Raw genomic sequence first — 13,931 nt, 5'->3', positions numbered from 1 at the left:
GCGCCGTTCCAGCCGGTGACGCGCCCGGCGGCGTCCATGGAGACGAACCCCTCCACGGAGGTCTCGATGATCTGCTCCAGCCGGTTCCGGCTGCTCTCCAGCAGCTGGTGGGCCTTGCGCCGGTCGACCACCCGGCCGAGCTGGTGGCCGAGGCCGGCCGTCACCCCCAGCAGCAGCTCGTCCGGTGGGACCACCCGGGGGGAGAAGAACTCCAGCACCGCCGCGACGCCGTCGGCGGCCACGACCGGGAACGCGAAGGCGGCCCGCACGCCCAGCTCGCGGCCCTGCCTGGCCCGCACGCACAGCGGATCGCCGGTGACGTCGGCAGACCACACCGGCCGCCCGGCCGCGGCCCGGCCGACGAGGTCGCTCCCGCGCCGGAACCGGGTCCCGGCGCTCAGCTCGCACAGCACCGGGAACCTGTCGACCGCCCCGGCCCAGATCCCGGAGGAGACGAACTCCTCGCCGGCGTCGGCCGGCACGCACAGGTGCCCCAGCGGCCAGCCCGTCGCCTGGCAGACCGCCTCCAGCGTCGTGCGCGCCGCGGGCTCCAGCTCGTCGGCGGCGCCGATCGCGGCGGTGACGGTGTCGACCAGCCTCGCCAGCGCCGTCTCCCGCTCCAGGTCCGGCACGGGCCGCCCCCTCTGCCCTGACGATTCCTGCCCGGGTCGTCTGCGCTGACTGCTTCGTACCAATGATAACCGGGGGTGAATGAACGATTACCCGGAGATGTGCGCCGTCCGGACGGCGCGGTTCGCCCCCGCGGCCGCCCGGGCGGCAGAATGAGGGCCATGTCCCGACGCGGCCCACGCCCCCAGACCCGCCCCGGTCCCGCCGCCCCGTGCCCGTGCGGGCTGCCCGCGCCGTACCGGGACTGCTGCGGGCGGCTGCACCGGGGCGAGGCCGCCGCCGCCACCGCCGAGTCGCTCATGCGCTCGCGGTTCAGCGCCTTCAGCGTCGGCGACGAGGCATACCTCCTGCGCACCTGGCATCCGGCGACGCGCCCGTCCCGCGCCGGGACCGACCGGTCCGTGCGCTGGGTCCGCCTGGAGGTCCTGGAGACCACCGGCGGGAGCGTCTTCCACACCGAGGGCACCGTCCGCTTCCGCGCCCACTACGTGGAGCGCGGGCGGACGGGGGAGCTGGAGGAGAACAGCCGCTTCGTCCGGCACGAGGGCGCCTGGGCGTACGTCGGAGCCCTCTGAGGCGGTCCCGGCGGGCGGGACCGCCCGCCGGGCGCGGCCGTCACGGCGAGCGCGGCGGCTCCGCTCCGTCGCGGCCTGCGCCGAAGGAGACCTCCGGGGAGTGCCGGACGGTGCCGTGCGGGCCGTCGCCCAGATAGAAGCGGACGGTCATGGTGCGCCCGAGCGGGTCGAGCACGGTACGCCACAACGTGCGCCACGGCTCCTCGGGGGCGGCCGGCATGGACACCGCGTCCAGCGCCCGGCGGAGGTCACCGGGCGACAGCGGCCCGGCGGTCAGCCCCGCCAGGGTGCGGGCGCGCTCGTAGGTGCGGAAGGAGCCCGGGGTGTCCTCCGGCAGCCGGGTGGCGTCCGGATGGCGGTGCAGGGGGTGGTTGGTGACGCACAGCGGCCCCCCGTCGGCGGCCTCGATGATGTGCTCGCTGTCATCGGTCCCCCGCTCCCAGACGAAGGCCCGGCCGGAGGCGTCGGCGATCAGGTAGTGGCAGGGGACGCCCTCGCTGTACTGCTTGGCGCCCAGCAGCGCCTGCTTGGCCTCCTCGACGTCATGGCAGGTGTCCAGCAGGAACCGGGGCACCTGCGTGACACCGAGCCCGGCCTGCGGCACGGGCGGACCCGAGGGCGGCTCGGTGCCGGCCACGTCGCTGAGCAGCAGAGCGACGGCCAGGCCGCTCTCGTTGACGCCCTCCATGCAGCCGTCCAGCTCGGACATGGTCAGCGCCGTCGAGGCCGGGCCGTCGTCGGGGACGAGGGTGACGACGTAGGGGCGCGAGGCCATCGGCAGGCCCGTCCCCGAGGGCGCGGCCCCGCCGAACACGGCCACCAGGTCCGCCGCGCTGAGGGTGAAGAAGTCGTAGTTGCGGCCGAGCCTGCCCCGCCCGTCCGCGGCCCGGCCGGGCGGGCACCACACCGCCGAGCAGCCGGACCCGGCGGGCAGGGTGGCGAGGCCGTCCAGCCGCAGGGCGTCGTCGCCGGGATCGGCGCCGAAGGCGGCGGCGACCCCGGAGAGGCGGGCGTGGTGCTGCGGCCAGTTGCGCTCGAACCACGTCCGGCGCGCCCGGTTGATCACCGGATCGGTCGCGGTGGGCCGCCAGCCGGCCCTCGCGCGGGCCTCCTCGGCCAGTGCCCGGCCGATCTCCTCCTGGCTGCCGCGCAGCACCAGGTGCCGCACCGTCATGAAGTCGTGCTCGCCGCCACCGGCCACGATCGCGTTCTCGTCCATGCCGCCACCGTCGGCCGGCGCGCTTACCGTCGGCTTACCGGACGCTGACCGCCGGCCGCGGGGGAGCGCCGCGCCGTACGGCGGGGCACGGGGCGGGAGCCGCCTCCCGGAAGGAGGGCGGGGCGTCCGTCACCCGGCCCGGCCGGGGCCGCCGGACGGGGCGGCGTCCTCCTCCGGCTCCTCCTCCGCGGACTCCGCGGCGAGCCGCCGGACCTCCGGATGCATGCCGGGGGTCACCAGCACCAGGCCGCGCAGCGAGTCCAGGATCGTGACGGGCCGGCTCCGCGCGGCCTCGACGGCCGCCAGGTAGCGCCAGGCGACCAGCTCCGCGACGTCCGCCCGCGCCTCGGGGACCATCCAGGCCGTCGCGATCATCGCCAGCAGCGCGGCCTCGCTCACCCAGTCCTCCGGGCCGTAGGCGAGGTCGGTGAGCGCCTCCCGGCGCGCCGAGCCCTGCCACGGCTGCTCGCCGCGGTGGTGGGCGACCCCCAGGCAGGCCCACGCCTGGACCTGCCTGATCCAGTACGGCCACGCCGCAGGCGTCCCGAACGGCGAGGCCGGCGGGTGGACCAGGACGGCCAGCAGGTCGTCGAGCGGGAGCGCGGCCAGCCGTACGGCCTGGTCGAAGGCGGCCGGCAGGTGCGGCCACCGCTGTCCGGCCAGGGCGGCCACCGCCCGGGACGCCTCCGGCGAGGGGGCCGGTACGGCGGGGACGGCGGTGGTGCCCTCGTACCGCCAGACCCGCCGCGCCACGCTCCGGACCGGACCGCCGGAGAAGACCTGCGGCACCGGGAGCCGGGGATCGGGCTCGGGCACCGTGTCGATCCTGAGGACGAAGCCGGGCAGCGCCCGGGCGAAGGCCAGCAGGGCGCTGGGCGGCTCGGGCGCCGAGACGGTGAGCGCGCCGTCCGCGGCGTCCCCGCCCTCCCTCTCCAGCACCTGGTGGAGCACGTTGACGACCGCCTCGGTGGGGGCCGCCGGGAGGGTCAGCCACGGCAGGGTCTCCGACTGCGTGAACAGGACGTGCGAGGCGTGGTCGTTGTCCGGGTGCTCGCGCAGGTGGTCGGCCAGGTCGATCAGGTGCCGCAGGTCGCCGTCGCGCTCGAACCGCATGCCGCACGCGGTCGGGTAGGCCGACTCGTGCCGCGGATCGACGCGGAGCACGCCCTCCACCCACGCCAGCCCCTCGGCGGGCCGCCCGGCCAGGTGCAGCAGCTCACCGAGATCGGTCCGCACGTAGAGGTTCCCGGGGTCGAACTCCAGAGCCCGCAGCAGCGCCTTCTCCGCCCCGTCCCACCGCTCCAGGGCCCGGCAGGCGCCGTAGACCGCGATCTCGGCCTGCGGGGACGGCTCCTGCCCGGCCGAGCGCTCGGCGAGCACGAGGGCCTCCTCGGGCTCGCCGGCGCGCCGCAGCAGGATCGAGGCCGCCCACAGGAGCGTGGCGCTGCCGGCGTGCACGCGCGCGCCGTGCCGCGCCAGCCGGACGAAGGGCTCCAGCCCCGCCCGCTCCTCCTGCGGGACGGGATCGGCGAGCGCGGCCGCCAGGCCGGTGAGGATCCTGGCCAGCGTCTCGGCGGGGAGGCGGCCGGGCAGCTCGGGGTCGAGCACCCACGGCACGTGCGCCCAGCGTCCCGAGGCGTCGTGCCGCTGCGCGGACGCCAGCAGCTCCAGCGCCTCGGCGTACCCGCCCCGGGCGGCCAGCAGGTGCGCCCGCGCCAGCACGCTGCCGAGGAAGGCCGGCCGCTCCACGGGGAACAGGCCGAGGTCCAGCCGGGCCAGCAGCTCGTGGGCGTGGGGCAGGTCGGGGGCGAGGGCCAGGGCGGCCGCGACGTGCCCGGCGGCGTGCTCCAGCTCGCCGTCGTCGAGCGCGAGGCGCGCCATGCTGAGCTCTCCCTCGGCCTCCTGCCGGGGGTCGTTCAGGCCCTCGTGGCCGTCCGGTGCCATGCGTCCTCCCCTTACGGTGATCGACTTGCGGCCTGCGCCATCCAACCACGGTCCGGCCGGGAGGCGGTGCCGGCGGGCGGGTGCGGCTCCGCGGGCGAGCAGGGGCTCAGCGGGTGAGCAGGGCGGTGAGCAGCCGGGTCAGCCAGGCGCGGGCGGCGGGCAGGTCCCCGTCCAGCAGGAGCTGGGTGGCGACGCCGTCGTAGGCGGCGACGACGGCGCGGGCCGCGCCGGGGACGTCGCCGATGGCGGAGGGGAGGGTGAGCCACTCCCGGGCGGCGTGCAGCCGCTGCTCGACGGCGGCGCGCAGGCGGTCGCGGTGGGCGGCGAGCCGTTCGGCGACGGCCCGGTCGCGGGCGGCGTGCAGCAGGAAGTCGGTCTTGACCAGCAGCCAGTCGCGGTCCAGCAGCAGGGTGGCGGTGACGCGCTCGATGACCGCCTGGATCGGCGGGCCGTCTGGATCGGCGCCGCCGGGGCCCGCGCCGTCCTCGACGGCCAGGGCGGCGGCGACCTGGTCGGCGATGAGGTCGGCGCGCTCGTCGTAGAGGGCGAAGAACAGCTCGTCGAGACTGCCGAAGTTCGAGTAGAACGCGCCGCGGGTGTAACCGGCGGCCTCGCAGACGTCCTCGATGCGGACCCGTCCGAAGCCCTTGGCGGCGAACACCCGGAACGCCGCCTCCAGCAGGCGGGCGCGGGTCTCACCGCGCCGCCTGGTGAGGCGGGGCGCGGTGCCGTCGGGCCGTACGGCGGGCCGGCGCCGCCGCCGTGCCGGGGGCGGGGCCGGGGTCGGGGGGGTCATGCGCTCACGCTACCCCGTTTACATACACCGATGTATCGGATACATAGATGTATCCGATACATCGGGCGCCGGGCGGCGCCCGCCGGCCCCGGCACCCCCTCGGGCCGCCCCGCAGCAAGGAGCACCCCCGTCATGGACGCAGACGTCATCGTCGTCGGCGCGGGCCTGGCCGGCCTGGTCGCCACCCACGAGCTGACCGCCGCGGGCAAGAAGGTCGCCCTGGTCGACCAGGAGAACGCCGCGAACCTTGGCGGGCAGGCGTTCTGGTCCTTCGGCGGCCTGTTCCTGGTCGACACGCCCGAGCAGCGCCGCCTGGGGGTGAAGGACTCGGCCGAGCTGGCGTGGAGCGACTGGACGGGCAGCGCCGGGTTCGACCGCCTGGACGACGAGGACGCCTGGGCGGTCAAGTGGGCCCGCGCCTACGTGGAGTTCGCCGCCGGGGAGAAGCGCTCCTGGCTGGCCGGGCACGGCATCACGTTCCTGCCGACCGTCGGATGGGCCGAGCGCGGCAGTCTGCGCGCCGGCGGGCACGGCAACTCCGTGCCCCGCTTCCACATCGCCTGGGGGACGGGGACCGGCGTGCTGGAGCCGTTCGCCCGCTCGGCCCACCGGGCCGCCGCGGCGGGGCTGGTGCGCTTCCACCACCGGCACCGGGTCGACGAGCTGGTCATGACCGGCGGCGTGGTCACCGGGGTGCGGGGGGCGGTGCTCGCCGACGACGACTCCCCCCGCGGGGTCGCCTCCAACCGCGACGAGGTCGGCGGGTTCGAGCTGACCGCCCAGGCGGTGATCGTCACGACCGGCGGGATCGGCGGCGACCACGACCTCGTGCGGCGCCACTGGCCCGAGCGGCTCGGCACGCCTCCGGCGCACATGGTCACCGGCGTCCCGGCCTACGTCGACGGGCGGATGCTCGACATCGCCGCCGGCGCCGGGGTCCGGCTGGTCAACCGCGACCGGATGTGGCACTACACCGAGGGCCTGCACAACTGGGACCCGGTCTGGCCCGGGCACGGCATCCGGGTGCTGCCCGGCCCGTCGTCACTGTGGCTCGACGCCCTCGGCCGGCGGCTGCCCGAGCCGTGCCTGCCGGGTTACGACACGCTGAGCACGCTGCGGTACCTGCGCACCACCCCGGACATCGCCGCCTACGACCACTCCTGGTTCATCCTCACCCAGAAGATCATCAGGAAGGAGTTCGCGCTCTCGGGCTCGGAGCAGAACCCCGACATCACCGCCAAGGACCGCAGGGCGTTCCTGCGCGAGCGCATCCTCGGCACGGGCGCGCCGGCCCCCGTCGAGGCGTTCAAGAGGCACGGCGCGGACTTCGTCGTCGCCCCCACCCTGGACGAGCTCGTCGCGAAGATGAACGCGCTCACCGACGAGCCGCTGCTCGACGCCGCGGCCGTCCGCGCGCAGGTCGAGGCCCGCGACCTGCAGATCACCAACCCCTACAGCAAGGACGTCCAGGTCCAGGGCATCCACAACGCCCGCCGCTACCTCGGCGACCGCCTCGGCCGCGCCGTCGCACCGCACCGCCTCCTCGATCCGGCGGCCGGGCCGCTGATCGGCGTGAAGCTGCACATCCTGACCCGCAAGACCCTCGGCGGGATCCAGACCGACCTCGACTCCCGCGCCCTGGGCCTGGACGGGCGGCCGATCCCCGGCCTGTACGCCGCCGGGGAGGTCGCCGGGTTCGGCGGCGGAGGCGTCCACGGATACAACGCCCTGGAGGGCACCTTCCTCGGCGGCTGCCTGCTGTCCGGCCGGGCCGCCGGACGCGCCGCGGCCCGCCAGACGGCCTGACCGGCCGCCGCCGTCAGGGGCCGGGTCTCTCCCCGGTCAGCGAGTACCTGCGGAGCACGTGCCTGCGGCAGCGCACCCCGGGCAGCAGCCGCCGCGCCGCGGCCCGCCCCTGTCCGCAGCCCGTCTGCGGACCGGCGACCGGCGTCCCCGGGGGGCTCCGGGGGACGGCGCGGAGGATGTCCGGGGGCCGGGCGACGTCGGTGTTCCGGTACGGCTCCGGGCCGGTCCGGCGCGTCATCTCTGCCGGGCCACGAGCAGGTCGAGCAGATCCGGCATGACGCACAGGCGGGCCAGTCCCCGGACGGTGGCGTGGGCGGGTTCGAGCGCCGGGCTGACGGTCATGCCCAGCCGGGCGCAGAGCCTGCGGGCCAGCTCGGGGCGGCGCACCCCGCCGCCGGTGAGCAGCAGGCCGCGCTCCCGCACGGCCCGCCGCCGGTTCGCGGGCACCCGCGCCAGCAGCTCGGCGAGCACCATCGCGACCTGGTCGCCGACGTGCGGGGGCAGGTCGCCGGAGGAGCCGGGCGGGATCTGCACGGCCCCGGCGTCGACGACCGCTCCGTCGCGGATGACGACGCCCTCGATGATCCCCGCCCCCACGTCCAGCAGCAGCCGGGGCAGCGGGTCGGTGACGTCGACGCCGCAGCCGACGGCGGCGGCGAGCGGCTCCTCGACGATCACCACCGGGCAGCCGGCCGCGCTGCCGACGGCGGTGCCCGCCGCCCGCCGGTCGAGTGCCGAGGCGGCCACCGGCACGCCGAGCAGGACGCGCTCCAGGGGCGGCGCGCCGTGCGGCGCCGCGCTCCGCAGCACCCTGCGGGCCAGCCGCGCGCACGCCGCCGTGCTGGTGACCATCCCGTGCCGGATCGGCCGCAGCATCTCCGGCGCACCGAGCGCACCGAGCGCGTCGAGCGCGTCGGACGTATCGGGCGCGTCGTGGGGGCCGGAAGCGCCGTCCCGGGCCGGTGCCGCCGGCACGGCGGACGGCTGGTCCACGATCGCGAGGGTTCCCGACATCATGAGGCGGGTCCTGGAGGTGCCCAGGTCCAGCGCGGCGCGGCTGCCGGGCCGGACCAGGCCGCCGGGACCCCTGCCGGGGACGCCCCCGCCCGAAGGGCGCCGGGGCCGGTCGGCTCCGCGCGGGTCGCACACCGATCCGATGCCGGTCATGACGACATCACTCCTTGCTCACGAGGGGATGCGATCGCTCCCTGCTCAGGCCGTACCGGAGCGGGCGGGAGGCGGGGCGGGCGGCGGCCGCGTGGTCCCGGCGGGCCCACGCGGGATCCGCCACGAGGTCGCCATGCCCAGACCATAGCCCAGTTCGGCGCGTGCGCGGCATGGCCGTCGGGAACGCCCGCCGGGCCGGTGCGGCCGGGCCGCCGCGGGGGCAGGACCGGACGCCCGGTCACCCATGGTTGCGATGCGTGCACGTCGGGTAGCCATGGGGCATGCCCGACTGGGGATCGATCTTCCTGCCCGGCACGCCCGTGCTCGAGATCTTCGTGCGCGGGACCGTCACGTTCTTCGCGCTCCTGCTGATGATGCGCGTCGCCGGGCAGCGCGAGGCCGGAGGCCTGGGCATCACGGACGTGCTGCTGGTCGTCCTGGTCGCCGAGGCGGCGGCGGGCGGCCTGACCGGCGAGTCCGACTCCGTCGCCGACGGGGTCCTGCTCGTCGCGACGATCCTGCTGTGGAGCGTCGTCGTCGACGCGGTCTCCTACCGGTGGCCCCGCGCCGCCAGGCTGCTGAAGGCCCGTCCCCGGCCGCTGATCGACGAGGGCCGGTTGAACCGGAGGCTGATGCGCCGGGAGTTCATGACGCGCGAGGAGGTGCTCAGCCAGCTGCGGCTGCACGGCATCCAGGATCCGGCGCAGGTCAAGCGGGCCTACCTGGAGCCGAACGGGATGATCAGCGTGCTGCGCCGCGACGAGGGCGAGGTGGACGACCCCCCGGAGCCGCCGGCGCGCGGCTGACGCCGCGGCCGCCGCCCCGCCGCCCGGCGCGGTGGCGTGGGCTTCTGTCGGTCGGATCGGGTTGGATCCCGGTGTGGACGTTTCCGTCGAGCATCTGATGTACGTCCGCGAGGACGAATACACGGTCGCGCGGGTGAGCGCCGAGGGCGTGCCGGACTTCGTCGCCTCCGGGCGGGCGCTGGCCGGGGTCCAGCCGGGGGAGGCGCTCCGGCTCACCGGCGACTGGGGCGAGCACCCGCGCCACGGCAGGCACTTCGCGGTGACCGGTTGCGAGCGGGTGGCCCCGGCCACGGTCCAGGCGATCCGGCTCTACCTCGGCTCGGGGCTGATCCGCGGCATCGGGCCGCGGCTCGCCCACGCCATCGTCAGCCACTTCGGCGAGGAGACCCTGACGGTCGTCGACACCGCGCCGGAGCGGCTCACGGAGGTCGTCGGCATCGGCCCCGCGCGGCAGGCGCAGATCATGCGGGCGTGGGAGGAGCAGAAGGCGATCGCCGGCCTGATGGTGGTCCTGCAGGGTTTCGGGGTGAGCCCGCTGCTGGCGGCGAAGATCTACCAGGTGTTCGGCGAGTCCGCCGGGGAGGTCCTCGCCTCCGACCCGTACCGGCTCATCGGCCGGGTCAGGGGCGTCGCGTTCGGCATCGCGGACCGGATCGCGCTCCGCTCTGGGGTGCCGGAGGACAGCCCGGAGCGGATCAAGGCGGCGATCCTGGACACCCTGGAGACGGCGGCCGCCCGCGACGGGCACTGCCACCTGCCGCTGGAGGCGCTGGTCGCGCGGGCCGCCGAGCTGGTCGGCCAGGACAGGGACGCCGTCCGCCGGCTCGTCGACGCCCTGACGGCCGAGCGCCGCGTGGTCGTCGAGACGTCCCCCGACGGCCGGGGCGGGCCCGTGGTGTACGCCAAGTACGTGCACAGCCGCGAGCTGCGGCTGACCGCCCACCTGACGCGGCTCCGCCGGGCCGCCTCCGCGCTGCCCGCGCACCGGTGGCCGGACGACCCCGGCCTGCACGCCGAGCAGCGGGCGGCCGTGGCCATGGCGCTGACCAACACCGTGTCGATCCTCACCGGCGGCCCGGGCTGCGGCAAGAGCCACACGGTGAAGGCCGTGGCGGCGGCGGTGAAGCAGGCGGGCGGCACGGTGACGCTCGCCGCGCCGACGGGCAAGGCGGCCCGGCGCCTGGCGGAGCTCACCGGCATGCCCGCCATGACCGTGCACCGCATGCTCGCGCACCGGCCCGAGCCGGACTCCGGCGCCCTGTTCACCCAGACGCCCGTCCAGGCCGACCTGATCGTGGTGGACGAGGCGTCCATGCTGGACCTGCACCTGGCCACCCGGCTGACCGCCGCCGTCCCCGACGGCAGCCACCTGCTGCTGGTCGGCGACTCCGACCAGCTGCCGAGCGTCGCGCCCGGCAGCGTGCTGGCCGACCTGCTCCGGGTCGAGGAGATCCCGCGGACCCGGCTGACGCACGTCTTCCGCCAGGCCGCCGACAGCGGCATCATCCAGGCCGCGCACCGCATCCGGTCCGGGCGCATGCCGGTGACCCCCGGGCGGCGGGGGTTCTGGTTCGAGGAGGCCGACGACCCCTCCGCGGTCGCCGAGCGGGTGGTCCACCTGGCGACGGTGGCGATCCCGCGCAAGCAGGGCGTGGAGCCGGACCAGGTCCAGGTGCTGTCCCCGATGCGCCGGGGCGCGACCGGCACCGCCGAGCTCGGCCGCATGCTCCAGGAGCGGCTCAACCCCGCCCGCGAGGGGGTGGCCGAGCACTGGTCGGGCGCCTCGGTCTACCGGGTCGGCGACCGCGTCATGTCCATCCGGAACAACTACGACAAGGGGGTCTTCAACGGCACCACGGGCGTGGTCACCGGGATCGTCCAGCAGGACAGGATCGTGGAGGTCCGCACCGACGACGGGGAGAGCGTGCCGTACGGCTTCGGCGAGCTCGACGAGCTGACCCACGCCTACGCCATCAGCGTGCACCGGGCCCAGGGCAGCGAGTACCCCTTCGTGGTCGCGCCGATCGTCGCCGAGGCCGGCGGCGTCATGCTGTACCGGAGACTGCTCTACACCCTGGTCACCCGGGCCCGCTCGTGGGTGGTCCTCGTCGGGCAGCGCGAGGCGCTGGAGACGGCGGTCCACCGGCTCGGGCACCCTCGCAACACCGGGCTCGCCCGCCGCCTCGCGCTGAGCCTGCGGGACTGACCCCCTCCCTCCGCCGCGTGCGCGCCCCCCCGGCCTCCCCGCCGGGGGCCTTGACAAGGGAGCGGTGACGACGCATTCTTAACCTGTAGGTTCTAGAACAAGGTGGTTATTAATGGCCGACGACCGGATCAGTCTCGTGTTCGCGGCGCTCGCCGACCCGACGCGGCGCGCGATCCTGACCCGGCTGACCGAGGGCGACGCGACGGTCGCCGAGCTCGCCGAGCCGTTCGACATGTCCCAGCCGGCGGTCTCCCGGCACCTCAAGGTGCTGGAGAGGGCGGGCCTCATCTCGCGCACCCGGCGCGCGACGGCCCGGCTCAGCCACCTGGAGGCCGGGCCGCTCCGGGAGGTGACCACCTGGCTGGCCCGCTACCAGCGGTTCTGGGACGAGAGCCACGAGCGGCTCGACGAGCTGCTCGCGGCTCTGCAGGGCGACAGGGCACACGACGACAGGAACGGGACCGACCGCCGCTGAGCGGTCCGGACGAAGGAGACGACGATGGCCAAGACGCAGATCACCGCGGAGCCCGGCACGCAGCGGGTCGTCATCGAGCGGGAGTTCGAGGCCCCGCGCGAGCTGGTCTTCCGCGCCTACACCGAGCCCGAGCTGCTGGTGCGCTGGCTGGGCCCGCGCGAGCTGACCATGACCGTCGAGGAGTTCGACGTCCGCGACGGCGGCCGGTGGCGCTACGTCCACACCGACGCCGAGGGCAACGTGTACGGCTTCCACGGGGTCTTCCACGGCACCCCGTCGCCGGACCTCACCGTGCAGACCTTCGAGTTCGAGGGCACGCCCGGGCACGTCTGCCTGGAGAGCATGACCATGGAGGAGCGCGACGGCCGGACGCTGGTGCGCGCGCTCTCGGTCTTCCAGTCCGTCGAGGACCGCGACGGGATGATCGCCTCCGGCATGGAGCAGGGCGTGCGGGAGGGCGACGAGAAGCTGGAGGCGCTCCTCGCCGAGCTGCAGGCGGGCTGAGCCCGTCCCGGGAGGGCGGACGGACCCGCCGTGCCGCCGGAGGGCGGGACGCCGCGGGGCGGGCGGCCCGGCCGTCGGCTAGTGTCCGTCCTGGAAAGGCCTGGGACCGGACACCGGATCGGACGGAGCGCATGCCGCAGAACGCCTCGGACTGCCTGGAGGTACGGGTGACCGCCGCGAGCCGCGAGGAGGCGGAGCGGATCGGCGCGACGGCGGTGGAGGAGCGCCTGGCCGTCGACGCGCAGCTGGTCGCTCCGATCGACTCGGTCTACTGGTGGGCGGGGGAGGTGCAGCGCTCCCCCGAGTGGCTGCTGCTGATGAAGACCACCGCCGGGCGCTTCGAGGAGCTCGCCCGGCGGGTGCGCGAACTGCACTCGTACGAGGTGCCGCAGATCGTCGCGGTCGCCTTCGCCGCCGGCACCGACGACTACCTCGCCTGGATCAGGCAGGGCACCTCCCCGCTCTCCGACGGGTAGGGCCCGGCGGCCGGGGGTTGCCCGGCGCGCGCACCGGGCACCTCCCGGTCGGGGGAGGTGGGATCGTGCGGGTCATCGGCGCGGGCTTCGGCCGCACCGGGACGCTCTCGCTCAAGACGGCGCTGGAGCGGCTCGGGTTCGGGCCGTGCCACCACATGACGGAGGTGATCGAGCGGCCGGGGCAGATCCGCCGCTGGCTCGCCCTGGCCGAAGGGCGGCCGGTCCCCTGGGACGATCTGCTGGGCGGCTACCGCTCCTGCGTGGACTGGCCGTCCGCCGCCTACTGGCGCGAGCTCGCCGCGCACCACCCCGAGGCGAAGGTCGTGCTCACCGTGCGGGACCCCGAGCGCTGGCTGGCCAGCATGGAGGCCACCATCCTCCGGCGGGTCCGGCGCGGCGGCGCGCTGCCCGGGCGGCTGCTGTCCGGGGTCGCGTCGCTGCTCGGCACCGATCTGGCGGCCTTCACCAGGATGACCCGGCTGACCGTCGGCGAGCGGGTCTTCGGCGGCCGCACGGACGACCGCGAGCACCTGCTGAGGGTGTTCCGCGCGCACGTCGAGGAGGTCGTGGCGGAGATCCCGGCCGAGCGGCTGCTCGTGTTCGAGGCCGCCCAGGGGTGGCGGCCGCTCTGCGGCTTCCTGGGCGTGCCGGTGCCGGACGAGCCCTTCCCCCGGGTCAACGCCGCCGCCGACTTCGACCGGAACGCCCGTGCCCGCGTCGGCCCGCTGCTCTGGCGGCGCAGCGGCTGACCGCCCCGTGCGCCGGGCGGGGGCGCCGGAGCCGTCCCCGGCGCCCCCGCCTCCGACGGGCCCTTCGAGGACTGGGGCACGTCACAGGTCGGTGTCCCCCAGGGACCGCAGGAGCCTGCGCAGCAGGGCCGCGAGCTGGGCCTGCTCGGCGGGCCCGAGCCCGTCGAGCAGGCGGCGCTCGTTGGCGAGGTGGCCCTCGAGGAGGTCGCCCGCCAGGCGCCGGCCGGCCTCGGTGAGGGTGACCAGGACCAGGCGGCGGTTGTCCTCCGCGGTGGCGCGGGTGACCAGCCCCTTGGCGACGAGGCGGTCGATCCGGTTGGTCAGCGCCGCCGAGCTCACCATGGCGGCGGAGGCCAGATCCCGCATGCACAGGGTCCGGTCGGCGCGCAGCAGCGTCGCCAGCACGTCGAACTCCCACGCCTCGAGGCCGTGCTCGTCGAAGTACGCCTTGACGCCGCGTTCCAGCAGGCGGGAGGCGCGGGAGAGCCGGCCCACCACGCCCATGGCGGAGACGTCCAGGCCGGGCCGGGCGGCCGCCCACTGTTCGAGGATCTTGTCGACGGCGTCGTGCACGCCGC

15 protein-coding genes are annotated in these 13,931 nt (G+C 75.9%); 8 read left to right on the top strand and 7 right to left on the bottom strand.

From position 1 onward, the window contains the following. The coding region (locus ABD823_RS28360; RefSeq protein WP_344864886.1) for a GAF domain-containing protein at positions 1–632 on the bottom strand (632 nt) is incomplete at its 3' end. A 159-nt stretch (positions 633–791) separates the two neighbouring features. Here ABD823_RS28360 and ABD823_RS28355 point away from each other — a divergent pair. Then, positions 792–1,205, top strand: a complete 414-nt coding sequence (locus ABD823_RS28355; protein ID WP_344864884.1) for a YchJ family protein — start codon at positions 792–794, stop codon at positions 1,203–1,205. A gap of 40 nt (positions 1,206–1,245) precedes the next feature. Here ABD823_RS28355 and ABD823_RS28350 read toward each other — a convergent pair whose 3' ends face one another. From ABD823_RS28350 to ABD823_RS28340, 3 genes are all read right to left on the bottom strand, one after another. After that, positions 1,246–2,424 carry a C45 family autoproteolytic acyltransferase/hydrolase gene (locus tag ABD823_RS28350; protein WP_344864882.1) on the bottom strand — a complete coding sequence of 393 codons (1,179 nt, stop codon included), beginning with the start codon at positions 2,422–2,424 and terminating at the stop codon, positions 1,246–1,248. A gap of 129 nt (positions 2,425–2,553) precedes the next feature. After that, positions 2,554–4,368, bottom strand: coding sequence for a tetratricopeptide repeat protein (locus tag ABD823_RS28345; RefSeq protein WP_344864880.1), 1,815 nt, complete (start codon positions 4,366–4,368; stop codon positions 2,554–2,556). A gap of 106 nt (positions 4,369–4,474) precedes the next feature. Further along, positions 4,475–5,164 carry a TetR/AcrR family transcriptional regulator gene (locus tag ABD823_RS28340; RefSeq protein ID WP_344864878.1) on the bottom strand — a complete coding sequence of 230 codons (690 nt, stop codon included), beginning with the start codon at positions 5,162–5,164 and terminating at the stop codon, positions 4,475–4,477. Between the two features lie 132 nt (positions 5,165–5,296). Here ABD823_RS28340 and ABD823_RS28335 point away from each other — a divergent pair, with 132 nt between their 5' ends. Next, positions 5,297–6,970, top strand: a complete 1,674-nt coding sequence (locus ABD823_RS28335) for an FAD-binding dehydrogenase (protein ID WP_344864876.1) — start codon at positions 5,297–5,299, stop codon at positions 6,968–6,970. Between the two features lie 13 nt (positions 6,971–6,983). On the opposite strand, the gene ABD823_RS28330 is transcribed toward ABD823_RS28335, so the two are convergent. After that, a complete protein-coding gene (locus ABD823_RS28330) occupies positions 6,984–7,208 on the bottom strand; it encodes a hypothetical protein (RefSeq protein WP_344864874.1) in 225 nt (74 codons plus the stop codon). Beyond that, positions 7,205–8,137, bottom strand: coding sequence for a rod shape-determining protein (locus tag ABD823_RS28325; RefSeq protein ID WP_344864872.1), 933 nt, complete (start codon positions 8,135–8,137; stop codon positions 7,205–7,207). The genes ABD823_RS28330 and ABD823_RS28325 overlap by 4 nt, the downstream gene beginning before the upstream one ends. A 281-nt stretch (positions 8,138–8,418) precedes the next feature. On the opposite strand from ABD823_RS28325, the gene ABD823_RS28320 reads away from it, so the two are divergent. The 6 genes from ABD823_RS28320 to ABD823_RS28295 all read left to right on the top strand — a co-directional run bounded on the left by ABD823_RS28320 (position 8,419) and on the right by ABD823_RS28295 (position 13,353). Further along, positions 8,419–8,943, top strand: coding sequence for a DUF421 domain-containing protein (locus tag ABD823_RS28320; protein WP_344864870.1), 525 nt, complete (start codon positions 8,419–8,421; stop codon positions 8,941–8,943). A gap of 73 nt (positions 8,944–9,016) precedes the next feature. Beyond that, the gene (recD2, locus tag ABD823_RS28315; protein WP_344864868.1) at positions 9,017–11,149 is read left to right on the top strand and encodes an SF1B family DNA helicase RecD2; all 2,133 of its coding nucleotides are present in this window, start codon (positions 9,017–9,019) and stop codon (positions 11,147–11,149) included. Between the two features lie 112 nt (positions 11,150–11,261). Then, positions 11,262–11,624, top strand: coding sequence for an ArsR/SmtB family transcription factor (locus ABD823_RS28310; protein ID WP_344864866.1), 363 nt, complete (start codon positions 11,262–11,264; stop codon positions 11,622–11,624). Positions 11,625–11,648: 24 nt separating this feature from the next. Continuing rightward, a complete protein-coding gene (locus ABD823_RS28305) occupies positions 11,649–12,128 on the top strand; it encodes an SRPBCC family protein (RefSeq protein ID WP_344864864.1) in 480 nt (159 codons plus the stop codon). A gap of 131 nt (positions 12,129–12,259) precedes the next feature. Beyond that, entirely contained in the window at positions 12,260–12,604 is a 345-nt protein-coding gene (gene cutA, locus ABD823_RS28300; RefSeq protein WP_344864862.1) for a divalent-cation tolerance protein CutA, read from the top strand. Between the two features lie 65 nt (positions 12,605–12,669). Beyond that, positions 12,670–13,353 (top strand): sulfotransferase family protein, encoded by a 684-nt coding sequence (locus ABD823_RS28295; RefSeq protein WP_344864860.1) that lies wholly within the window; start codon positions 12,670–12,672, stop codon positions 13,351–13,353. An 81-nt stretch (positions 13,354–13,434) separates the two neighbouring features. Here the strand turns inward: ABD823_RS28295 and ABD823_RS28290 are convergent, their stop codons facing one another. After that, positions 13,435–13,926 carry a MarR family winged helix-turn-helix transcriptional regulator gene (locus ABD823_RS28290; protein WP_344864858.1) on the bottom strand — a complete coding sequence of 164 codons (492 nt, stop codon included), beginning with the start codon at positions 13,924–13,926 and terminating at the stop codon, positions 13,435–13,437. Between the last annotated feature and the right edge of the window lie 5 nt (positions 13,927–13,931).

The organism is Planomonospora alba (assembly GCF_039534085.1).
In the GTDB taxonomy this organism is placed as follows: domain Bacteria; phylum Actinomycetota; class Actinomycetes; order Streptosporangiales; family Streptosporangiaceae; genus Planomonospora_B; species Planomonospora_B alba.
The sequence above is the reverse complement of the archived record's forward strand: the minus strand, read 5'-3'. Positions and strand labels throughout refer to the sequence as shown.